At 27.7% G+C, this 22,202-nt stretch carries 24 protein-coding genes; 17 read left to right on the top strand and 7 right to left on the bottom strand.

Annotated features, from left to right (window positions below; genetic code table 11):
* Nucleotides 1-31 precede the first annotated feature (31 nt).
* Nucleotides 32-439 (bottom strand): hypothetical protein, encoded by a 408-nt coding sequence (locus MTX53_RS08610; protein WP_244833334.1) that lies wholly within the window; start codon nt 437-439, stop codon nt 32-34.
* 169 nt (nt 440-608) lie between these two features.
* Between MTX53_RS08610 and MTX53_RS08605 the strand changes: the two genes are divergently transcribed.
* A complete protein-coding gene (locus tag MTX53_RS08605) occupies nt 609-2,381 on the top strand; it encodes an ABC transporter ATP-binding protein (RefSeq protein ID WP_244833333.1) in 1,773 nt (590 codons plus the stop codon).
* Nucleotides 2,382-2,427: 46 nt separating this feature from the next.
* Here the strand turns inward: MTX53_RS08605 and MTX53_RS08600 are convergent, their stop codons facing one another.
* Together MTX53_RS08600 and MTX53_RS08595 are read right to left on the bottom strand one after the other, a co-directional pair.
* Nucleotides 2,428-3,273: an IS3 family transposase gene (locus tag MTX53_RS08600; RefSeq protein ID WP_244835450.1), complete on the bottom strand. Its 846-nt coding sequence runs from the start codon at nt 3,271-3,273 to the stop codon at nt 2,428-2,430.
* An 80-nt stretch (nt 3,274-3,353) separates the two neighbouring features.
* Complete coding sequence (locus MTX53_RS08595; RefSeq protein ID WP_244833332.1) at nt 3,354-3,653, bottom strand: transposase; 300 nt, start codon at nt 3,651-3,653, stop codon at nt 3,354-3,356.
* 113 nt (nt 3,654-3,766) lie between these two features.
* Here MTX53_RS08595 and MTX53_RS08590 point away from each other — a divergent pair, with 113 nt between their 5' ends.
* The 14 genes from MTX53_RS08590 (at nt 3,767) to brnQ (ending at nt 17,051) form a co-directional block, all read left to right on the top strand.
* Nucleotides 3,767-5,509, top strand: a complete 1,743-nt coding sequence (locus MTX53_RS08590) for an ABC transporter ATP-binding protein (protein ID WP_244833331.1) — start codon at nt 3,767-3,769, stop codon at nt 5,507-5,509.
* 101 nt (nt 5,510-5,610) lie between these two features.
* Complete coding sequence (locus MTX53_RS08585) at nt 5,611-6,183, top strand: TetR/AcrR family transcriptional regulator (protein WP_244833330.1); 573 nt, start codon at nt 5,611-5,613, stop codon at nt 6,181-6,183.
* A 191-nt stretch (nt 6,184-6,374) separates the two neighbouring features.
* Nucleotides 6,375-6,689 (top strand): thiamine-binding protein, encoded by a 315-nt coding sequence (locus MTX53_RS08580; protein WP_244833329.1) that lies wholly within the window; start codon nt 6,375-6,377, stop codon nt 6,687-6,689.
* Between the two features lie 32 nt (nt 6,690-6,721).
* Nucleotides 6,722-7,567, top strand: coding sequence for a hydroxyethylthiazole kinase (gene thiM, locus MTX53_RS08575; RefSeq protein ID WP_244833328.1), 846 nt, complete (start codon nt 6,722-6,724; stop codon nt 7,565-7,567).
* A complete protein-coding gene (gene thiE, locus MTX53_RS08570; protein ID WP_348521812.1) occupies nt 7,545-8,195 on the top strand; it encodes a thiamine phosphate synthase in 651 nt (216 codons plus the stop codon). The genes thiM and thiE overlap by 23 nt, the downstream gene beginning before the upstream one ends.
* Before the next feature lie 26 nt (nt 8,196-8,221).
* On the top strand, nt 8,222-8,794 hold the full coding sequence (locus MTX53_RS08565) for an HAD family phosphatase (protein WP_244833326.1): 573 nt from the start codon (nt 8,222-8,224) through the stop codon (nt 8,792-8,794).
* Between the two features lie 184 nt (nt 8,795-8,978).
* Nucleotides 8,979-9,995, top strand: a complete 1,017-nt coding sequence (locus MTX53_RS08560) for an ATP-binding cassette domain-containing protein (protein WP_244833325.1) — start codon at nt 8,979-8,981, stop codon at nt 9,993-9,995.
* A gap of 2 nt (nt 9,996-9,997) precedes the next feature.
* Nucleotides 9,998-10,816, top strand: coding sequence for an ABC-2 family transporter protein (locus MTX53_RS08555; RefSeq protein ID WP_244833324.1), 819 nt, complete (start codon nt 9,998-10,000; stop codon nt 10,814-10,816).
* Between the two features lie 2 nt (nt 10,817-10,818).
* Nucleotides 10,819-11,619 (top strand): ABC-2 family transporter protein, encoded by an 801-nt coding sequence (locus MTX53_RS08550; protein WP_244833323.1) that lies wholly within the window; start codon nt 10,819-10,821, stop codon nt 11,617-11,619.
* A 187-nt stretch (nt 11,620-11,806) separates the two neighbouring features.
* Nucleotides 11,807-13,900, top strand: a complete 2,094-nt coding sequence (locus MTX53_RS08545) for a glutamine synthetase III (protein WP_244833322.1) — start codon at nt 11,807-11,809, stop codon at nt 13,898-13,900.
* A 148-nt stretch (nt 13,901-14,048) separates the two neighbouring features.
* Nucleotides 14,049-14,432: a hypothetical protein gene (locus MTX53_RS08540; RefSeq protein ID WP_244833321.1), complete on the top strand. Its 384-nt coding sequence runs from the start codon at nt 14,049-14,051 to the stop codon at nt 14,430-14,432.
* Between the two features lie 183 nt (nt 14,433-14,615).
* Nucleotides 14,616-14,927: a thioredoxin gene (trxA, locus tag MTX53_RS08535; RefSeq protein WP_244833320.1), complete on the top strand. Its 312-nt coding sequence runs from the start codon at nt 14,616-14,618 to the stop codon at nt 14,925-14,927.
* Nucleotides 14,928-14,941: 14 nt separating this feature from the next.
* The gene (locus MTX53_RS08530) at nt 14,942-15,619 is read left to right on the top strand and encodes a Crp/Fnr family transcriptional regulator (RefSeq protein WP_244833319.1); all 678 of its coding nucleotides are present in this window, start codon (nt 14,942-14,944) and stop codon (nt 15,617-15,619) included.
* Between the two features lie 82 nt (nt 15,620-15,701).
* On the top strand, nt 15,702-17,051 hold the full coding sequence (brnQ, locus tag MTX53_RS08525) for a branched-chain amino acid transport system II carrier protein (RefSeq protein ID WP_244833318.1): 1,350 nt from the start codon (nt 15,702-15,704) through the stop codon (nt 17,049-17,051).
* A 57-nt stretch (nt 17,052-17,108) separates the two neighbouring features.
* Here brnQ and fliB read toward each other — a convergent pair whose 3' ends face one another.
* The 4 genes from fliB to ytaF form a co-directional block, all read right to left on the bottom strand.
* Nucleotides 17,109-18,260, bottom strand: coding sequence for a flagellin lysine-N-methylase (fliB, locus tag MTX53_RS08520; protein ID WP_244833317.1), 1,152 nt, complete (start codon nt 18,258-18,260; stop codon nt 17,109-17,111).
* Nucleotides 18,261-18,360: 100 nt separating this feature from the next.
* Nucleotides 18,361-18,831, bottom strand: a complete 471-nt coding sequence (locus MTX53_RS08515) for a GreA/GreB family elongation factor (RefSeq protein WP_244833316.1) — start codon at nt 18,829-18,831, stop codon at nt 18,361-18,363.
* Between the two features lie 95 nt (nt 18,832-18,926).
* Complete coding sequence (locus MTX53_RS08510) at nt 18,927-19,991, bottom strand: HD domain-containing phosphohydrolase (protein WP_244833315.1); 1,065 nt, start codon at nt 19,989-19,991, stop codon at nt 18,927-18,929.
* 80 nt (nt 19,992-20,071) lie between these two features.
* Nucleotides 20,072-20,695 carry a sporulation membrane protein YtaF gene (ytaF, locus tag MTX53_RS08505; RefSeq protein ID WP_244833314.1) on the bottom strand — a complete coding sequence of 208 codons (624 nt, stop codon included), beginning with the start codon at nt 20,693-20,695 and terminating at the stop codon, nt 20,072-20,074.
* Between the two features lie 143 nt (nt 20,696-20,838).
* On the opposite strand from ytaF, the gene MTX53_RS08500 reads away from it, so the two are divergent.
* Nucleotides 20,839-21,639 (top strand): Cof-type HAD-IIB family hydrolase, encoded by an 801-nt coding sequence (locus tag MTX53_RS08500; RefSeq protein WP_244833313.1) that lies wholly within the window; start codon nt 20,839-20,841, stop codon nt 21,637-21,639.
* 21 nt (nt 21,640-21,660) lie between these two features.
* The gene (locus tag MTX53_RS08495) at nt 21,661-22,167 is read left to right on the top strand and encodes an NUDIX domain-containing protein (protein WP_244833312.1); all 507 of its coding nucleotides are present in this window, start codon (nt 21,661-21,663) and stop codon (nt 22,165-22,167) included.
* Nucleotides 22,168-22,202 lie beyond the last annotated feature (35 nt).

Raw genomic sequence — 22,202 nt, 5'->3', positions numbered from 1 at the left:
GCAAGCATTAAATACTTTGACTAAAATTTAGTCATGCAAATAATGCTTGCTCTTTATTTATTTTGAAGATATTTAAATTTTTTAACATCATATAAAATGCTATTCTATACTCTGTATCGTTGAAACGATAAATTTTAAAAGATCCTGAATTTAATTTAGAATAAGGATTAAATTCTTCACAAGAAACGGATTTAAAATAAGAAATACTAAAATACTCAGGAATTAAACTTTCAAGATAAAAATCATTATAAAAATAGAAATCGTGAATTACAATAGAAAAAAGATTTTTATAAGTATAAATCCAATAATAACCTGACCCAAGAGAAGAATCTAACTTATAGCAAGTTCCAATAGAATTATATTTTTTACATGTACTGCATTTATGAAAGCCATTATTTAAAAGTAAATATTCATGTATATTTAACTGTTTTGTATTCATTTTAAGCCTCCTTTATTACGATTAGACTTTAATATATCATGAAAAGACGAATGATATTGAAATGCATTCTCAATTCAAGCGCTTTAATGTATACTCATTAATATAAAATAAGTTTAAGTCTTATTTTATAAAATGTCAAAATAATGAAGTTAGGATGGTGAGGTATAAGATGGAGAGTAAACAAAAATCGACTCTTTCAAAATTGATGAGATTTGCAGGAAAGTATCGATTTTTAATTATATTTTCAATTATATTATCTAGTATTAGTGTAGTTTTATCTTTAGTTCCTTTTATTTGTATATGGTTTGTTATAAGAGATATTTTTAAATCTTTAACTGATCTTACAAAAGCCACAGAAAGTATAAGATATGGCTATATGGCAGTTTTATTTTCAGTTTTAAGTATTGCACTTTATTTTGCAAGTCTAATATGTTCACATTTAGCAGCTTTTCGTGTTGAAAAAAATATGAGAAAAGAAGCAATGCACAAAATTGTTAAACTTCCTTTAGGTTTTTTTAGAAAGAATATGAGTGGAAAACTTAGAAAAGTAATTGATGATAATGCAAGTTTAACACATGGTTTTTTAGCACATCAGCTTCCTGATTTAGCAGGAGTTAGTATAATGCCGATAGCAATAATTATTATATTATTTCTTTTTGATTGGCGTTTAGGATTTGTATGTTTAGCATCAATTTTAATTAGCATATTATTCTTAAAGAATATGATGGGTAGAAGTAGTGAAAAATTTATGAAAAATTATATGGATGCACTAGAAAATATGAATGCATCTGCAGTTGAATTTGTTAGAGGAATCCCTATAGTAAAGGTATTTCAACAAACAGTATATTCTTTTAAAAATTTTCATGAATCAATTAAAGGATATAGTAAGTTCGCTTCAGAATATGCTTTAAGTTGTCGTGTTCCAATGACTAGTTTTACACTTACTATTAATGCTCCATCGCTTATTTTAATGCCGGTTGGAATTATTTTTATATTGAACACATCAAATTATACTGGATTTTTATTGGATTTAATTTTTTACATGTTATTTTCACCAATATGTGCAATTATGATGAACAAAATTATATTTTTAAGTGAAAATACTATGGTTGCAAAAGAAGCTTTAAACAGAATAGAGAAAATATTAGAAGCAAAACAGTTAAGTGAAACAGAGAAAAGTTATAATACAACTAAAAATGATATAAAATTAAAAAATGTTAAATTTTCTTATCCAGACAGCAATAAGCTTTCAATTGACAATATAAGTCTTAATATTGAAGAAGGAAAGACTTATGCATTAGTAGGTCCTTCAGGTGGTGGAAAGAGTACATTAGCAAGTCTTATAGCAAGATTTTTTGATGTAGATAGTGGAAAAATTGAAATTGGAGGAGTTAATGTAAAAGACTTTTCAGAGAAAGATTTAATGAAAAAAATAGCTTTTGTATTTCAAAATAGTAAATTATTTAAAACAAGTTTATTAGAAAACATTAAAATAGCTAATAAAAATGCTACTAAAAAGCAAATATTAGAAGCATTACATTTAGCACAATGTGATGATATTATTGAGAAAATGCCACAGGGTATTAATACTGTAATAGGAACAAAAGGGGTTTATCTCTCTGGTGGAGAAGCACAAAGAATATCGCTAGCTAGAGCTATTTTAAAAGATGCTCCAATAATTATATTAGATGAAGCTACAGCATTTGCAGATCCAGAAAATGAGTACCAAATACAAAAAGCTTTTGAACATTTAGTTAAAAATAAAACAGTTTTAATGATTGCACATAGGCTTTCTTCTATAAAAGATGCTCATAATATTATTGTTATAAAGGATGGAAAAATCGTAGAAAGTGGAAATCATGAAAATCTTTTAAGAAAAGATGGAGTTTATAAAAAAATGTGGCAAGAATATCAAACATCTATTCGGAGGGCTCCCCGTTAAATGGACAATATTAAGTTAATACTCGTTAATTCTTAATATTCTGTAATTATGCTGCTAATTTCATTAGATAGTAATCATGAGGAGGAATATATCCAATAGATGAATGTATTCTCTCATGATTATATCTATAAACAAAATCACCTACATCATTTTTTATGTGATCTAAATTCCAATATATCATTCCGGTAAGGCATTCATCTTGAAGATATCTATGATATGATTCTATGAATGCATTATAATTTGGACTGTGTACTGGAATTCTTTCATGAAGAACACCTTCATCAAGGCATCCTTTCTCAAAAACTCCACTAATAAATTGACTACCGTTATCGGTACGAAGTACTACTGTTTTATCTTTAGCATAGTTTAAGCCTCTGTTATATAGAGCTTCTAACATAACTTTTTTAGCAACAGAACCTGTAGCAGATAAGTCAATTGAATATGCCACTATTTCTCTATCAAAAACATCGATTATTGAAGTTATATAGGCTGTTTTCTTATTACCAGCAATAAATGCATATTTGATATCCATTTGCCATAATTGATTAGAAGCTGTAACTTTTCTGCTTTCGCAGGTACGTGACATTCTTCTTTTCTGTCTTTTATAGTAGTTTCCTAATAAATTTAAATTTTTCATTAGTCTTCTAACTTTCTTCTTATTAATTTTTAAATTGTACTTCTTTCTAAATCTTAACTCACCGGTAACTTTTTTATATCCATATTTTCGCGATGTTTTCTTACTTCTAATTTCTGTTATATACTTTTGAATAGTTATATCAGATATTTTGATATTATCGAATGTTAAACTGTATCCAGGGACCTTTCTACCTACGTTAGCGTAGCTTCTTTTAACAATATATTTCTGTTTTGAATAATATGTGGATCTAGAAATCCGTAATATTTTAAGTACTATTGTTACTTTATATCCAAGTTTAATCCATTTGTGGGCACTTAAAATTTTATATTCTAGTGTTATTTGTTTTTTTTTAGAAGATCTTCAAGAATAGCTATTTTTAGTTTTTGCTCCTCAATTTTTTCCTGAGCTTTTTTGTATTCACGCTTATAATTAGGTATCAATTTTGTATCTTTTGGTTCTTTTGGTTCTAGTGTTTGCCTATATCTACGGTAATTATTTACCCAATAGCTTAATTGTACAGCATTAATATCATATTTTTTAGCAATAAGTATATTGCTTCCAGACTCTAAAACTTCAGTAACAAATTTAACTCTTTCTTCCTCTGTAAATGTTCTTCTAAATTTAATTTTCTCCATATAAAAAGACCTCCTAATTATCATATTTATATATTAATTATTTTAATTAATATTGTCCAATCTAATTAGGGGGGCTATAAGTATTTCATGGAAAGTTGGAAAGGAGAAAGTAAATGCTTAATTATATTCAAAATAAATTTGCACTCAGTAAGAAAGGAACAAAAGATCTTTTAAAAGGAAGCATTTATAGTGCTCTTGTAAATCTGAGTATGATGATTCCTGTTGGACTTTTTGTTCTGCTTTTAGATGAGTTATTAAAACCTCTTCTTAAAGAAGGTTCACTTTCTTTAAGCATATCAAAGTATATAATACTTATTATATTAGCAGCTACTTTTATATATATTTTGCATTTTATTCAATATTCAAATGTTTTTGTATCTACGTATAATGAGAGTGCAACAAGAAGAATTAGTTTAGCTGAAAAGCTTAGAGAACTTCCTTTATCGTTTTTTTCTAAAAGAGATTTATCAGATTTAACAAATGTAATAATGGGAGATTGTGCGACCTTAGAGCACGCATTTTCTCATTCAATACCTCAATTATTTGGAGCAATTATATCAACAACTATCATAGTAATTGGACTTATGGTATTTGATTGGCGTATGGGAATTGCAGTTCTTTGGGTTGTTCCAGTATCTTTTATAATGATTTTTCTTTGCAAGCATATTCAACAAAAAATAAAAGAAAAACATTATAAAACAAAATATGAATGTGCAGAAGGTATTCAAGAGTGTCTTGAAAATATGCAGGACATAAAAGCTTATAATATAGAAAAATCTTATATTAAAGGTCTTGATAAGAAACTTGATAATTCAGAAAAAGCACAAATAAAAAGTGAACTTACAGTTGGAGTAATTGTAACTAGTGCACAAGCAGTATTAAGGCTTGGTTTAGCTACTGTTATTCTTGTTGGAAGTACACTTTTAATAAATCAAAAAACTGATATATTAACTTATATTATATTTTTAGTTACAGCATCAAGATTATATGATCCATTATCTATGAATTTATCTAATATTTCAGAGATATTTAGTACACAAATACCAATTAAAAGAATGAAAGAAATTGAAAATTATTCAGTACAAAAAGGTAAAAAAGATTATAAATTAAATGGTTATAATATTAAATTTAATCATGTTGGTTTTTCTTATAATAATGAAGAAACTGTTTTAAAAGATGTATCATTTATTGCAAAACAGAATGAAGTGACTGCACTTATAGGACCATCTGGAAGTGGAAAAAGTACAGCTGCAAAACTCGCAGCTAGATTTTGGGACGTAAGTAAAGGCAATATAAGCATTGGTGGAGCAGATATTTCCAAAATAGAACCAGAGTCACTTTTAAAAAATTATACAATTGTTTTCCAAGATGTTGTATTATTTAATGATACAATAATGGAAAATATTAGACTTGGCAGAAAAAATGCTACAGATGAAGAGGTATTAGAAGCTGCAAAGCTTGCTATGTGTGATGATTTTGTTTCTAATATGCCAAAAGGATATAAGACTGTAATTGGTGAAAATGGTTCGACATTATCTGGTGGGGAACGTCAAAGGATTTCTATTGCTAGAGCATTTTTGAAAAATTCACCAATTGTTTTATTAGATGAAGCTACAGCGTCTTTAGATGTTGAAAATGAAACAAAAATTCAAACTGCATTATCTAAATTAATTAAAAATAGAACTGTTATTATAATAGCACATCGAATGAGAACTATTGAAAATGCAGATAAAGTTGTTGTACTTGCTGATGGATATGTAAAAGAGCAAGGGAGTCCAGAGGAATTATTGAAAAAAGATGGATTATGCAGACATATGTTTAAGCTTCAATCCGAGAGCATGAATTGGTCAATATAATAAAGTTTTAGAAAATAAGAGTCAATGAACATAGTTCATTGACTCTTATTTATTTAAGTGGTATATTATCTTTATATAATGATAAAAGGAGGCTTTTAAATATGGTAAGAATCTCAAAAGCACCTGAAGTTCGAAAGCAAGAAATAATATGTGCAGCAATGAAATTATTTTATAATAAAGGTTATGAAGAAACTTCTATAGCTGATATAGCAAAAGAAATGAATGTTGTACCAGGGTTATGTTATAGATATTTTAAGTCTAAAAAAGAACTTTTTGAAATAGCAATGGATAATTATGTTAAAGAATGTTCTGAAAAATTTTTAAAAGTTATTTGTGATGATAAAAAATCACTTAAAGAACGCATGGAGGATATGACTAAATTAATGCTTACGCAGGATGATAAAAATAAATATCATGATTTTTATCATAAATCTGGTAATGAAATAATGCATGAACAGCTTAGCATAAAGATTGCAAAATATTTAATGCCAAGTTTAATTAAAGAGATTGAAAAGTCATGTGAAAAAGGAGAAATTCACGTTCAAAATGCTGAAATAATTACTAATTTTATTATGTATGGTCAAATAGGCGTTTTATCATGCACTGATGTTTCTATGGAAGAAAAAATCAAGCAAATTCATGGATTTATAAAATTATTAATTGATATAAAATAGAAAAGCTAAGTATCGTAGTTTAAATTTGAATTATTGACAATAATATTTAGCTATGATACTATCTAGTTGTTACTTAAAACAAAAATGATTTTGTTAGCAGCAAACGGGGCATACCACCACGGGTATGGCTTAGTTTGCTGCTTTTTATTTTAGAAAATAATTATAAAAAGTAAGAAGAGAGGAAAAAATTTATGAATGCAAGTGTAGCAATTCAAATATTACCAACAGTACCAGATGACAAGTTAATTCCAATAGTTGATAAAGTTATTGAGTACATAAAAAGCAAAGGTCTTAAAACTTTTGTATCACCTTTTGAAACAACTATAGAGGGAGATTACGATGAACTTATGGAGATTGTAAAGCATTGCCAGATTGTGGCATGTGAAGCAGGTGCGCCATCTATTATGACTTATGTCAAGATTAATTATGATCCAAGAGGGGTACTTACAATAAATCAAAAGACAGACAAGTATATGGATGGAAATAGTAAAAATAAGTTTGAATAGATAGTAAATATAAATTTGAGGAGCATACGATTATGAGCAAATATACGATAGAAGATGGAAAAGAGATTTTTGAAAACATACAGAAGATTAAACCTTTAGTTCACAACATTTCTAATATTGTTACTGCAAATGACTGTGCAAATATGACATTAGCATGTGGTGGCTCACCAACAATGGCAGATGATCCTGATGAAGTTGAAGAAATTACAGCAGAATGTAATGGATTTGTACTTAATATGGGAAATACAGGAGGCTACCATGAAGAGACAATGTTAAGGGCAGGAAAGATGAACAATAAAGTAAATCATCCGCTTTTACTTGATCCAGTTGGTGCAGGTGCAGCTAAAAGAAGAAATGCAGTATTAAAAAATTTACTTAACAATATTCATTTCTCAGTAATAAGAGGTAATGTTTCTGAAATAAAATTTGTAGGTGGACAAAGTAGCGGTGCTAAAGGTGTTGATGCAGATATTTTAGATTTAGCAAATGAAGATAACATTAAAAGTATTGCAGAATATGCAAAAGAGTTAAGCAAAAAGATGAACACTGTAATTGTAATAAGTGGACCTATTGATGTTGTTGCATTTAAAGATGATGTATGTATAATAAGAAATGGACATAAAATGATGTCTAAAATTACAGGAACAGGATGCATGCAGTCAAGTGAGATAGGTGTATTTATAGCTGCAAATAAAGATAACATTTATAAAGCTGTAGTTACAGCTGTAAGTGCTTATGGTTATGCAGGCGAGCTCGCTTATAAAAAAATGGCTGAAACAGATGGAAGCTTTAGTACATTAAGAATGCATCTTATAGATTATATGGCAAAGATGAATTATGAATTATTTAAGGAAGGTGCTAAAATTGAAGTTTTGTAAAAAATCATTGCAGCTTTATGCAATAACAGACAGACACTGGCTTAATGGAATGAAACTCAAAGATGTTGTAGAAGAGGTACTAAAATCTGGTGCAACATTTCTTCAGCTAAGAGAAAAAGAATTAAATCATGATGATTTTGTAGCTGAAGCAAAAGAAATAAAGAAATTAACTGATAAATATAATGTCCCATTTGTTATAAATGATGATATTTCTGTAGCAAAAGAAGTTGATGCAGATGGAGTTCATATTGGACAAAGCGATATGGAATATACTAAGGCACGTGAAATATTAGGAAATGATAAAATAATCGGAGTATCTGCAGGAAACTTAGAGGAAGCTAAAATAGCAGAAAAAAAGGGTGCAGATTATATAGGAATTGGAGCAATATTTCATACAAATACAAAGAAAGATGCCTGTGATATGTCAAAAGAGACACTTCTTGAAATTACTAGAAATGTAAATATTCCAATAGTTGCAATTGGAGGAATTACATATGACAACTGCGATTATTTAAAAGGTATAGGCGTTGATGGAATATCTGTTATTTCAGCAATATTTGGAGCAGAAAATCCAACAGAGGCAACAAAGAAATTATTTAAGAAGACAAAAGAAATATTTGAGTATTAGTTTTAGAATTTAAATAGGTAAGTATTATGAAAAATATTATATTTGATATGGATGGAACAATATTAGATTCAATGGATTATTGGGAAAATCTTGGATCAAATTATTTAAAATCGGTAGGTATTGTGCCTCCACAAAATCTTAATAAGATAATTGAAAAAATGACAATGAATGAATCGGCATTATATTTTATTGAAAAATTAGGGGTAAAAAAAGATATAGATACAATAATAAAAGAAATATATGATCTTATTTTATATGAATATGAGAACGAGATAGGGGAAAAAAAAGATATAAAACAAATTATTCTTAATGAATATAAAAAAGGAACTCATATGTGTATTCTTACTACATCTTCTTATAAATGTGCAGATAAAGCTATGAAAAGAATTGGATTAAGAAATTGTTTTAAGAAAATAATAACAGGCGATTCTTTAAACATGAGCAAGAGAACAAAAGATATTTATATTAAAACATGTGAGATAATGAAATATAAAATAGAAGAGACTTTAGTTTATGAGGATGCACCATATGCTATAAAATCAGCAGAGAGTGCAGGTCTTAAAGTAATTAAAGTTTACGATAAAGTATGGGATAATTAGAATTTATATAAAAATCATACATTTTCTAGATTAAGTTTATAATTAAATCTAGAAAGTGTATGATTTTTATGTATTACCAATAAATAAAAATTAATCTTGATTTTTTAAATTTATACTGTTATAATAACCACCGAGCACTAAAAAAAAGAAAACGTTATAATTACATAATGTGGGAGGATAAGGCATGATTGAAGTTAGTCATATAACAAAAGATTTTATATCGCCTAAAAAGTATCCTGGACTTAAAGGGGCGATAAAAGGGGTATTTTCAACAGAAAAAGTTTTAAAAAGAGCAGTTGATGATATTTCTTTTAAAATAAATGATGGTGAAATTGTAGGATATATAGGCAGCAACGGTGCAGGAAAGTCTACAACAATAAAAATGATGACAGGAATATTAAATCCAACTAAAGGCGACTGCACTGTAAATGGAGTAAATCCAAATAAACAGAGAAAAATAAATGCAAAAAATATTGGAGTTGTATTTGGACAGAGAACTCAGTTATGGTGGGATTTACCACTTAGTGAGTCTTTTACTATTTTAAAGGAAATATATGATGTTTCGGATGAAAAGTATAAAAATCAGCTAGAGTTTTTTAATAAAGTATTAGGTCTTAATGAGTTTTTTGATAGACCTGTTAGAAATTTATCATTAGGACAGAGAATGAGAGCAGACCTTGGAGCATCTCTTCTTCATAATCCAAAAGTCTTATATTTAGACGAGCCTACAATAGGACTTGATCTTGTAGTTAAGGATAATATAAGAAAAGCGATTAAAGAGATAAATAAAAAATATAATACAACAATAATTCTTACTACTCATGATATAGAAGATATAGAAGAACTTTGTAATAGAATTATAATTATAGATCATGGTAAAAAGATTTATGATGGTTCTTTAAAGGATTTAAAAACAAAGTATTCAGTTAATAAAAGAGTTTGTTTTGAAATTAAAGATATAGAAAATGCAAAAAATATAGATCTAAAAGATGAATTTAATCTTTCAAAAAGCGATATTTACAGTGAAATAGATGAAGAAGAAAAGATATATACAATTAATTTTAATGTAAAAAAACTTCAATCTCCACAGGTTATTTCAAAAATTATGCAGCTTATTCCTGTTAGGGATGTTCATGTATATGAAACAGAACTCGCAGATATCGTAAAAGAGATATATTGCAAGGGAGGAGTTGATGAGTAATTATGAAAAAATGGTTTAAAACATATATTCCATTTGCATCTAATGAAATAAAAAAAGAGATGGCATATAAAGGAGCGTTTTACTTATTTATTTTTGTAAGTTTATTTAGTTCTTTTATAATGTATTATTTGTGGATGGTAGTATATAACAATTCACCATCAGATACACTTGGAGGATTTACAAGAGACCAAATGATAATATATATTTTCATGACATATGTTACTGGATGTATTGTTAAAATAGGTGTTTCAAATTGGATTAGTGATGATATTGAAAAGGGCTCAATTGCAATGAATTTAATTAAGCCAATTAATTATAGAATTAGTCTTTTATTTAGATCACTAGGACATTCAATCTATAAATTGCTAGTTCCAGGAATATTTATATGGATTGGTCTTGAACTTTATAAAGCATTTGTTCTTAAGACAGGCTTTACGAGCATAAGAAACATAATTTTATTTATATTAAGTGCATTTATGAGTTTTTTAATTTATGTTTTATTTGATTTTTGTTTTTCAATGATAGCATTTTTTACAACTTATATATTTGGAATGGAAATGGCTAAAGAGGCACTTCTTACATTTTTAACAGGAGAACTTATTCCTTTAAGCTTTTTTCCGGAAGCGGTTTCAAAAATTTTTGAATTTTTACCTTTTTCGTCAATGAACTATGCACCTATTATGATATACCTTGGAAAATATTCAAATAATGAACTTTTATTTGTATTTTTAAGACAGATAGCATGGATTATAATTTTATACATGCTTGGAACATTTATATGGAAGAAGATAACTACAAGACTTGTTGTGTTAGGAGGGTAAAGATGAAAAAATTAAAGAGATATTTAAGACTTTATTCAATATTTATTTCTCAGTTTTTGAAATTGATTGTCCAGTCAAAAGTTGATTTCTTTATTGGAATAATTGGATTCTTTTTTACTCAGATAATTGGAATACTTTTTCTTTATTTAGTATTTGGAAATATACCATCATTAAATGGGTGGACATTAGATGAGCTTATTTTTATTTATGGATTTGCACAGATTCCAAGAGGAATAGACCATCTTTTTACAGATAATATATGGATTATGGCATGGAGATTAATTGTTAATGGAGATTTTGACAGGTATATGTTAAGACCTATGAATGTGTTTTTCCAGCTTATAGCTGAAAGACTTCAGCCTGATGCTGTGGGAGAACTTGTAGTTGGAGGAATACTAGTTTCAAAATCTATAGCAGATGGTATTGTAATATGTGATATAGAGCATATAATTTTATTTATAGTATCCATAATAGCAGGTGCATTTATTTATACAGCAATTAAGCTTTTCTTTGCATCATTTGCATTTTGGATAAAGGTAAGTGGCCCTGTTTTATATTTTGTATATCAATTTGCAGATTTTGCAAAATATCCAACAGATATATATTCAAGACCGGTTAAGTTTATAATTACATGGATAATACCATTTGGTTTTGTTGCATATCTTCCTGCAAGTTATTTCTTAAAAAGTAGCGCTTCAGGAATGTTAATAGGAATAGAATGTATTATTGCAGCAGTATTTTCATTTATAGCATATGCATTTTTTAGTTACGGAATTAAAGGATATGAAAGTGCTGGAAACTAAAATAAATATAATAAAAAATACTTGAATATTTAAAGTTTAAAGAGTATAATGTGTTTATAAAATTAAATATATTAAGTTATAAAAATTAAAATTTAATAATATGTGTTTAGTAATGGAGCTAAAAATATACATGATAGTGTATTTTTGGCTCTTTTTTTAATTATATAATTTGGAGGAGAGATTTGTTATGAAAAATATAGACCAAATTTTCGGTTGTGACGTGTTTAATGATGATGTAATGAAAGTAAGTTTACCTAAAGCTACATACAAAGCTTTAAAAAAGACAATAGAAGAAGGAACTCCACTTAAAAGTGATATAGCTGATGTTGTAGCAGAAGCTATGAAAAACTGGGCTATAGAAAAAGGAGCTACACATTATACTCATTGGTTCCAACCTATGACTGGTATTACAGCAGAAAAGCATGATGCATTTATAACACCTGTAAAAGACGGAAAAGTATTATTAGAATTTTCAGGAAAAGAATTAATTCAAAGTGAACCAGATGCATCTTCATTCCCTTCAGGTGGACTTAGAGCAACATTTGAAGCAAGAGGATATACTGCATGGGATTGTACATCTCCAGCCTTTGTAAAAGATGGTTCTTTATGTATACCAACTGCATTCTGCTCATATAACGGACAGGCACTTGATAAAAAGACTCCACTTCTTCGTTCAATGGAAGCTATAAATAAACAGGGATTAAGAGTATTAAGACTTCTTGGAAATACTACAACTAAAAAGATAATTGAAAATGTAGGACCAGAACAGGAATATTTCTTAATTGATAAAAAGATGTATGATGCACGTAAGGATTTAATTTTAACAGGAAGAACATTATTTGGTGCTAAACCTTCAAAAGGTCAAGAACTTGATGATCATTATTTTGGAACATTAAGAACTAGAGTTTCTGAATTTATGAAAGATTTAGATGAAGAATTATGGAAACTTGGAATTACAGCAAAGACTAAGCATAATGAAGTTGCACCAGCACAGCATGAACTTGCAAGTGTTTATACAACAGCTAATATTGCAACTGATAATAATCAGCTTGTAATGGAAAAAATGAAAAAGATAGCAGAAAGACACGGATTATATTGCCTTCTTCATGAAAAACCATTTGCAGGAGTTAATGGATCTGGAAAGCATAATAACTGGTCAATTGGAACTGATGATGGAATTCAGCTTTTAAAACCTGCAAAAACTCCAGAAGAAAATGAAATATTCTTAGTATTTTTATGCGCTGTTATTAAAGCCGTTGATGAAAATGCTGATCTTTTAAGAGTTTCAGCTGCAAATGCAGGAAATGATCATAGATTAGGTGCTAACGAAGCTCCTCCAGCTATCATTTCTATTTTCCTTGGTGATGAAGTAACTAATATGCTTAAAGCTGTTGAAGAAGGAAAATTATCTAATGCATTATCTAAAAATGAATTAGAAATTGGAGTAAAAACTCTTCCACAACTTCCAAAGGATACAACAGATAGAAACAGAACATCTCCATTTGCATTTACAGGAAATAAATTTGAATTTAGAATGGTTGCATCATCTGCATCAATTGGATGTTGTAATTATATTCTTAACACAATAGTTGCTGATAGTTTATCTCAGATTGCAGATAGATTAGAAAAAGCTGATGATAAGAAAGATGCACTTCCTTCATTATTAAAGGAACTTGTAGCTAATCACAAGAGAGTAATCTTTAATGGAAATGGATATTCAGATGAATGGGTTGAAGAGGCAGAAAAAAGAGGTCTTCCTAATATAAAATCAACTGTTGAATCATCTAAAGCATTAATCGCAGAAAAGAATATCAAAATGTTTGAAAAGCATAAAGTTCTTACAAAGGAAGAAGCAACAGCACGTTATGGAGTTGTTCTTGGAAACTATAATAACATCTTAAATATAGAAGCATTAACTACTCTTGAAATGGCTAAACGTCAGATTCTTCCAGCTTCACTTAAATATGTAACAAGTCTTGCAGAATCAATAAATGCTGTTAAAAATACTGGCGTTGAAGCTAGTGTAGCAGCACAAGCATCTGTATTAAAGAAAGTTTCAGCTCTTAGCTCATCACTTAAGAAGAATATTGATATTCTTGATGAAAAAGTTCAAAAGGCTGAAAACTTTGATGGAGACATCTACGATCTTGGAATGATGTACAGATATGATGTATTTGAACAGATGCAGATTTTAAGAAAAGATGCAGATGCACTTGAAATGATCGTTGCTAAAGAATATTGGCCAATGCCAACATATGAAGATATGTTATTTAATATCTAATAATATATGATTTTAATGGCTGCGGGATTAATTTCCAGCAGCCATTTTTTGAGCTTAAGCATATAATTTTATTAAAAACTCTGTAAATATCATATTAATTATATTATAATTTTAATATCAGCAATTATTAGAATAATGGAGGCACAATATGCAAATTTTTATTTACCAGACTTATAGTGACTGGTATAAGGATAAAGCAACTGAAGTACTTGAAGGAGAAGTGTCAGTTCTATATAATGGACTTATAGCAGTAGACACCATTATAGATGGAAAAAAGTACAGACAGATTTTTAGCACTAAGAATAATTTTGGAGTTATTTATAAATTTTCAGATAATTTATTAACACATAAAATCAAAATTAATATTTATCATGATATAGATTCATGGGAAAGTTTAAAACCAGAGATAAGTTTTAGCGGAAGAGTTTGTGAAGATGAAATGACAGATAATAGATTCGTTTTTATAAATGAGGATGGTTTTAAACATTATCTTTCTTTAGATTCTATTTATTCTGTAACGTACGATAATTAAATATCAAAGTCAATAGTTACAAAATCTTTATAAGGTATAGAACTTATTATTATAGAAGTATTTATTTCCGTATTTGTGAGATAATAATGGTATATTTAATTGTATTGTGATTAAGTCACAGAAGTATGATAAGTGTATTATTATAATATAAATATAAATAAGAAAGGAAAAGGAGTGTTTTAAATGGAAATAATTAATAGTAATGATTTTAATAGAGTAATTAAAGAGAATAGGGTTGTAGTGATTGACTTTTTTGCAACATGGTGTGGACCATGTAAGATGCTTGGCCCAGTATTAGAAGATGTTCATAAAGATTTAGCAGGTAAAGTAGGTATATACAAAGTTGATATAGATAAGAGCCCTGATATGGCAGCACAATTTCAAATTTTTTCGGTTCCAACAATGCTTATTATTAAAGACGGTAATATAGTAGATAAACTTGTTGGGTTTATGCCAAAGAAATTAATAATGTCAAAAATAAGTAATTTTCTTTAAAGGAAAGTTAAGTAATGATTCATAAAGAGGATTCAATAGCTGAAAAAAAGAAAAAAATTAATTTATTATTTGAAAAATATCCGTTTTTAAAAGATATAAATGATAAAAATAATGGACTTGTTGAAAAAAATAGTGAATTTAGAATTATGTATTCTAATGAGTGTATGTTATCAAATGGACGTATGTGTGAAAGAATGCCGTTTGTACTTACAGGTGAAATCAATATTAAAAAAATTAATATTGAAGGTGAAGAGACAAATCTGTATAATATAAAGGCAGGAGGTCTTTGTCACGAAGCTTTAAATTGCATTCTACATTATAATTCATTAAATATATCAGCATGTGCTATATGTGATTCTTTAATGTGTACTCTTTCAACAGAGTTTGTTAGAGAATATCTTTTAGAAAATATTGAATTTCTTAAATATATGTATCAGGATATCTATAAAAAACTTGATCTCATAATAAAAAAAAGAGAAGAAAAAAATCATAAATCTTTAGAAAAAAGATTGATAGAATTTTTCCTAAAAAAGAATTCAAAGATAATATATATAACTCATAGAGAACTTGCACTTGAAATAGATTCAAGCCGTGAATCTGTTACAAGAAAACTTAATGAATTTGAAAAAAAAGGCCTTATAAAATCTCAAAGAGGAAAAATAACATTACTTTCAGATATTTATAAGTTATAGAATAGTAAAATAAACTGCTGATTTTAGTATTTTGGCAGTTTATTTTTATATATAAAATTTATAAGATTAAGGAGAAATTTTAATGAAAGAAAAACTGAAAATAAGCCAGAACCTTTTAATAGGCTCACTTTTATTTGGACTATTTTTTGGGGCTGGAAACCTAATTTTTCCAGTAAAAATGGGGCAGGATGCTGGGGCTAATTCATTTGTTGCAGGAATTGGGTTTATTATTACTGGTGTTGGTCTTCCAATAGTGGGTATTATAGCGTCTGCATTATCAAGAAGTGATAGCCTTCTTAATATGACAGAACCTGTAGGAAAAAAATATTCACTTGCATTTACAGCTATACTTTATCTTACGATAGGACCGCTTTTTGCAATTCCACGTACAGCTACAGTAGCTTTTGAGGTTGGAATTCGTCCGTTTGTATCAGATTTTAATGCGAATAAATTACTTATTATTTTTTCAGTAGTATTTTTTTTACTTACACTTTATTATTCACTTAAGCCTGGAAAAATACTAGACTGGATTGGAAAATTTTTAACACCGACTTTTTTAGTCTTACTATCAATATTATTACTTATGACATTTATAAAACCTATGGGAAATGCTGCAGATTTTACACCTGTGAAAAATTATATAGGTTCAGCATTTTTTACAGGACTTCTTGATGGATACAATACAATGGATGCATTAGCGTCTTTAGCATTTGCAATTATTATAATATCTAATATACGAAATCTTGGAATAAATGATCCTTCATCAATAGCTATAGAAACTTCTAAATCAGGACTTGTAAGTGTAGTAGGTATGACAGTAATATATGGCTCATTAACATTTATGGGTGCAACAAGTCTTGGAGCAGTAGAAAGAGCAGATAATGGAGGACTTATCTTATCATATGTTAGTTCTCATTATTTTGGATATGCAGGACAAATGCTTCTTGCAGCAATAGTTATAATTGCATGCTTAAAAACAGCAATTGGACTTATTACAGCATGTAGTGAAATGTTCGTAGAAATAACACATAATAAAATTTCATACAAAATATTTGCTGTTTTGTTTGTATTATTTTCATTTATAATGGCAAATTTTGGACTTAATAATATAATAAGTTTATCAGTTCCTGTGCTTATGTTCCTTTATCCTCTTGCCATTACACTTATAGTGCTTTCACTTTTATATGCTTTAATAAAAAAGAACGGAATAATATATAAATCAACAATGATATTTACGTTTTTTGCAGCTATATTTGATTTCTTTAAGGCACTTCCAGAAAATATTAAAGACATATCATTTATAAAGAATATGATTGAATTTGCTAAAAACTATCTCCCAGGTTTTAATTATGGATTTGGATGGATTGTCCCAGCAGTTATTGGATTCTTCATAGGAGTTATAATAAATAGAATTATAAATAAGAGAAATTAGAATAGAGTTTAAATTACATATAAAAAAGCTGCTAGAAATTAAGCAGCTTTTTTTTAATTAAAATAAATCAAAAAGAATTTCATTTTTAAATATTTCATTTTCATCAAAAGAAGAATATAAATTATCAATATTTTCTTCAGAATGTTCAATTTCTTTAGAATATCTATGCATAACTTCTATCTGATCATCTAAGCTAAATTCCATGTTATTTTTAAGCCATCTGTTTATATCAAGTTCTTTTATAATTAAGTAGCTTACAGCCATAAATTTAACTTTAGAAAGAAGTATGTCGTCAAATAGAGACTTTAAAAAGTATCTATAGATAAAATATACTAGAAGATGTTCAAATTCATATGATTTATCTTTGTAGTATTTATCAAATTCTAAATATTTTTTATTATATTCGCTTTCAGTTAAATTTTGATGGAGATTATTTATAGAATCTTTTAATTTATAAGGCCATTTTGAATCAAGATTATCTAAGCTCGTAAAATATTTAATATAAAGTTTTAATAAATTATATTTTGATATATTTTTTTCTTTATTATTATGTTTTGATAAAAGCTTTTTAATATATTCATCATTTGAAAAATTCTTTCTTATACTTTTTATATCAGAGAGTGTATGCGCATCTATTTTTTCTTGAATAAGTGATGCAAAATTTAAAAGTATAAAAATTCTATCATCAATACTTAAACTGCGATCTTGAGCAATTTTAATTGCAACTTTTCTTGATGGCATAAGTTCTATATATTCTTCAAATTGGATGTCATTATATGCAGTTACCATTTCGTCATCTTCATTTGATTCAAATGTAACTTTATTTTCATCTTTTAGTATAAGCCTTGCAGCTTCCATACATGAAAGAGAAAGCCCAATTTCACGTCTGTTTCCATATTCTTCTGTAAACCTTGGATACATTCTACATGTATAGCAGAGGCTGTCTTTACCTAGATTTTTATAAATCTCACATAAGTTATCATCATTTAAAAAGGCACAGCGCTCATTTATTAATTTAAATCCTTTTTCACCATCTTCATATTTTGTAATATTTTCATCTAATGTTTTTTTAAAATCTGAAGTTACGTTTTTATATTTTTTATATGTATCGCTATCTATGACTATTTCCCAGCCTGCACAACATGTGTCAGTACATTCTGATGCTATACATTTAAAATCTTTATAATAATATGGTACTTTTGTAATCATGTTTTTATCTCCTATTTATATAATATAATGATTATATAATAAAAAATGAGAATTATGTAGTAAACTTTAGAATAAAAGTTTGTTACATAATTCTCATTTCTTATAGTATTTCAAGAACTTTTACTGTATATTTTGAACCTGGAGCATTTACTTCAACAACATCATTTACTTTTTTACCAATAAGTGCTTTACCAAGATCAGATTCTATACTAATTTTCATATCATCAAAATTATCTGGATCAAGATCCATTGTAGTTACAAGTGTAATTTCATTATCTTCATCATCTTCGATAAATTTAATTACAGCTTTGCTATTTACGCTAAGTGTAGATTTATCATTTTCACTTTCTATGACTTCAGAAGTAGATAGCATTGACATTATATACTGAATTCTATTATCGTTATGTCTGTAATTTGCGCAAGCTTCTTTATATTCAGCATTCTCTGATCTGTCTCCATGAGCTGCTGCTACTAATTTTTCTTTTGCAATTTCAGCTCTTTTTACTGTCATTCTATATTCTAGTTCTTCTCTTAATTTTTTTATATTTTCTTCAGTTAACTTATTATGCATAAGATAATACCTCCTTAAAAAAGTCTATATATATTATATAGTTTGAACGTGATAATGTAAACTTTTTAAAGACAGGTTTATATATCTTATAATTATTAATCAACTGTAGACGATATAAAGCTTTCTTTAATATCAAAAAAATTATCTTTGACTAAAGAAAATATATCGATAAGTTCAGGATCAAATTGTGTATTTTTACCTGATATTATAATATCACATGCTTTCTCATGAGAAAAAGCTTTTTTATATTTCCTTTGAGAAGTAAGTGCATCATAGACATCACAAATAGCCATTATTCTTGCACATAATGGAATGTTTTTTTCTTTTAGACCATCAGGATAGCCTGTCCCATCCCATTTTTCATGATGATATAGTGCCATGTCACGTGCTACATATAAAAAGCTTTTTTTGGTAGATTTATCAATTATTTTAGAAAGTGCATTTCCTCCAAGTATTGTATGATGTTTCATATATTCTCTTTCACTATCATCAAAAGATCCGGTTTTAAGAAGAACTTTATCTGATATTCCTATTTTTCCTATATCATGTATAGGAGCAGAACGAATCATATCTTTTAAATATTTTTTAGTGAAAATATTTGGATAAAGATTTCTTCTGTAGATTTCTTTGGCAAAGAATTCTAAATATCTAGCAGTTCTTAAAATATGTCCTCCAGTTTCTCCGTCTCTGCATTCTACAAGTTCTGCAAAACCTAAAATTAAAGTATCATTTAATTTTTCTATTTCAGAAGCTTTTTCTGAAACTTTTTTCTCTAAATTCTTTCTAAGATCGGCAAGTTCAATTTGATTTTTTATTCTTATAAGCATGATATCTGCTATAAATGGTTTATAAAGTATGTCTGCTCCTCCAAGATTTAATGCAGATAATTCATTTTTAATATCACAATTATCACAAATAAATATTATTGGAACATTTTTAAATTCTGTATTAGATTTTATTATTTTAAATGTTTTAAAACCATCTTTATCTGGCATGCTGATATTAAGAAGAATTAAATCAGGCATGAGAGATGAAACTGCAGCAATACCTTTGTCAGCAGAATCTACAGATGATACATTATAGTAGGGTTTTAGTATTTTCTCAGCTGATTCAATACTTGCTTTGTTATTATCTATTATAAATATTGTCTTTTTTCTCAAAATTATCTCCCCCTAAATTATAGTAATATTATAATTATATATTAACAGAATATTACTATAAGTGAAAGATATTTCAAAACTTAAAATAGTCTTATAAGGGCAAGAATTATCAGAAGAATACCTGAGAGCCATGACAATTCAAGGTGAATTTTTTTTGAAAATGCAAGACCTAAGTTAAAACCCACAATGATTAGAAGAAAACAAAATATCAATGATAATGTTATTACATCAAAATAATTTATACTGCAAAGACTTGAACTAAAGCCAACAGATAAACTATCAAGTGACATTGCAAAAGCAAGATAAAAAGCTTCTTTAGGACTTAAATAAAAAGATTTATCAAAATCTGCCTTCGTTTCATCTGCATAAATTTGAAGAACAAAGTTAAAATCAAATAATTTAAATTCTAGCGGCTTTTTACTTTTTTGTTTTTTTGAAATATATGATTTAAAAATAAATTCAAAAATTCTATATATACCAAGTGAAATTAAAAGTGTAGATCCTAAAATTTGTGAATATGATATAGGAATAAAATCTTTTACGGCGGCACCTAAAAATATTGAAATGCTAAGTGTTATTGTTGAAACTATACTTATAATAAATGCAGAAAGCACAGGAATTTTTATTTTAGATGTTCCATATGCTATGCTTGCAACAAATGAATCAATTGAAATTGATAGAACAAGCAAAATGGATTCAAGCATAATATATACCCGCCCCCCTATTATATTTATATTATAATATGACAAAATACTTCAATGAGTGACTTCGTATGTAACTGTTGATAACATAATATAAAATATGTATAATTAATTGAAAGTTTAATATTTACGGAGGATGGAATTATATGTATAAAATACTAGCATTAGATATGGATGGAACTCTTCTTACAGGAAAGAAGATAATTACAGAAAATACAAAAAAAGCACTTAAAAATTTAGAAAAAAAGGGAGTAAAAATTGTACTTGCATCTGGAAGACCAGTTGAAGGTTTAAGAAAATATTTAGAAGAACTTAATCTTATAAAAGATGATGATTATGTTTTAAGCTATAATGGAGCCCTTGTTCAGAATGCAAAGACACATGAAATACTTTCTAAGATAGTATTAAAAGGTTCTGATTTGAAAAGAATATATGAAGTAAGTAAAAAGCTCAATGTTAATATTCATGCATTCTCAGTTAAACAAGGATTAATTACTCCTAAAAATAGTAAATATACTGAGCATGAGGCTAATTTAAATGGACTTAAAATTAATGTAGTAGATTTTAATGAAATAGATGATGATGAAGATATTATAAAAGTTATGATGATAGATGAACCTGAAACTCTAGATGCTGCAATTGAAAAAATTCCTGAAGATCTTAAGAAAGATTATAGTGTATTTAAGAGTACACCATTTTTCTATGAATTTATAAACAAAAACGTAAATAAAGGTCTCGGACTTAAATTCTTATCTGAATATTTAAATGTTGATAGAAAAAATGTTGTTGCATGTGGTGATGCAGAAAATGATCTATCTATGATTAAATTTGCGGGACTTGGAGTAGCAATGGAAAATGCAGAAGATATAGTCAAAAAGAATGCTGATTTTATAACACTTTCAAATGAAAATGAAGGTATTGCAAAAGTTATTCAAGAAGCATTTTAAATTTTCGAAGGAAGGATTTTTATGGGAGAAATATGGGATATATATGATAGTAATCGGCATAAGACGGGTAGAATTAAAAAGAGGGGTATACCTTTAAAAAAGGGTGAGTATCATATAGTAGTTAATATATGGATTATAAATTTTGAAAATAAGATACTATTAACTCAAAGACATCCTAAAAAATCATGGGGAAACTATTGGGAGTGTACAGGTGGAGCTGTTATGCATGGAGAAGATAGCTTAGAAGGTGCTTTTAGGGAAACTAGAGAAGAAATAGGAATAGATTTATCTAACGATAATGGATATCTTATAAATAGATATAAATGTAAAGATACATTTGTTGACACGTGGATATTTTTAAAAAATATTTCAATTAATGATATTGTTCTTCAAGAAAATGAAGTTGTGAATGCTAAATTTGTTACAGAAGATGAATATGATAAGATGTATAAATCTGGAATGATAATGCCATTGATACAAAATTTTACAGAAATTAAAGAGAAATTCAAAAATATAATGAATAAATAAGAAAATATTGTAAATTAATATTGATTATGGTAAAA

This window comes from Clostridium sp. BJN0001, from assembly GCF_022869825.1.
In the GTDB taxonomy this organism is placed as follows: Bacteria; Bacillota; Clostridia; order Clostridiales; family Clostridiaceae; genus Clostridium.
The sequence above is the reverse complement of the archived record's forward strand: the minus strand, read 5'-3'. Positions and strand labels throughout refer to the sequence as shown.

What these genes read in the sequence shown, in the direction of transcription:
- MTX53_RS08610 (WP_244833334.1), bottom strand. Translation starts at nt 439, where the DNA reads ATGAATACAAAACAGTTAAATATACATGAATATTTACTTTTAAATAAT.
- MTX53_RS08605 (WP_244833333.1), top strand. Translation starts at nt 609, where the DNA reads ATGGAGAGTAAACAAAAATCGACTCTTTCAAAATTGATGAGATTTGCA.
- MTX53_RS08595 (WP_244833332.1), bottom strand. Translation starts at nt 3,653, where the DNA reads ATGGAGAAAATTAAATTTAGAAGAACATTTACAGAGGAAGAAAGAGTT.
- MTX53_RS08590 (WP_244833331.1), top strand. Translation starts at nt 3,767, where the DNA reads ATGCTTAATTATATTCAAAATAAATTTGCACTCAGTAAGAAAGGAACA.
- MTX53_RS08585 (WP_244833330.1), top strand. Translation starts at nt 5,611, where the DNA reads ATGGTAAGAATCTCAAAAGCACCTGAAGTTCGAAAGCAAGAAATAATA.
- MTX53_RS08580 (WP_244833329.1), top strand. Translation starts at nt 6,375, where the DNA reads ATGAATGCAAGTGTAGCAATTCAAATATTACCAACAGTACCAGATGAC.
- thiM (WP_244833328.1), top strand. Translation starts at nt 6,722, where the DNA reads ATGAGCAAATATACGATAGAAGATGGAAAAGAGATTTTTGAAAACATA.
- MTX53_RS08565 (WP_244833326.1), top strand. Translation starts at nt 8,222, where the DNA reads ATGAAAAATATTATATTTGATATGGATGGAACAATATTAGATTCAATG.
- MTX53_RS08560 (WP_244833325.1), top strand. Translation starts at nt 8,979, where the DNA reads ATGATTGAAGTTAGTCATATAACAAAAGATTTTATATCGCCTAAAAAG.
- MTX53_RS08555 (WP_244833324.1), top strand. Translation starts at nt 9,998, where the DNA reads ATGAAAAAATGGTTTAAAACATATATTCCATTTGCATCTAATGAAATA.
- MTX53_RS08550 (WP_244833323.1), top strand. Translation starts at nt 10,819, where the DNA reads ATGAAAAAATTAAAGAGATATTTAAGACTTTATTCAATATTTATTTCT.
- MTX53_RS08545 (WP_244833322.1), top strand. Translation starts at nt 11,807, where the DNA reads ATGAAAAATATAGACCAAATTTTCGGTTGTGACGTGTTTAATGATGAT.
- MTX53_RS08540 (WP_244833321.1), top strand. Translation starts at nt 14,049, where the DNA reads ATGCAAATTTTTATTTACCAGACTTATAGTGACTGGTATAAGGATAAA.
- trxA (WP_244833320.1), top strand. Translation starts at nt 14,616, where the DNA reads ATGGAAATAATTAATAGTAATGATTTTAATAGAGTAATTAAAGAGAAT.
- MTX53_RS08530 (WP_244833319.1), top strand. Translation starts at nt 14,942, where the DNA reads ATGATTCATAAAGAGGATTCAATAGCTGAAAAAAAGAAAAAAATTAAT.
- brnQ (WP_244833318.1), top strand. Translation starts at nt 15,702, where the DNA reads ATGAAAGAAAAACTGAAAATAAGCCAGAACCTTTTAATAGGCTCACTT.
- fliB (WP_244833317.1), bottom strand. Translation starts at nt 18,260, where the DNA reads ATGATTACAAAAGTACCATATTATTATAAAGATTTTAAATGTATAGCA.
- MTX53_RS08515 (WP_244833316.1), bottom strand. Translation starts at nt 18,831, where the DNA reads ATGCATAATAAGTTAACTGAAGAAAATATAAAAAAATTAAGAGAAGAA.
- ytaF (WP_244833314.1), bottom strand. Translation starts at nt 20,695, where the DNA reads ATGCTTGAATCCATTTTGCTTGTTCTATCAATTTCAATTGATTCATTT.
- MTX53_RS08500 (WP_244833313.1), top strand. Translation starts at nt 20,839, where the DNA reads ATGTATAAAATACTAGCATTAGATATGGATGGAACTCTTCTTACAGGA.
- MTX53_RS08495 (WP_244833312.1), top strand. Translation starts at nt 21,661, where the DNA reads ATGGGAGAAATATGGGATATATATGATAGTAATCGGCATAAGACGGGT.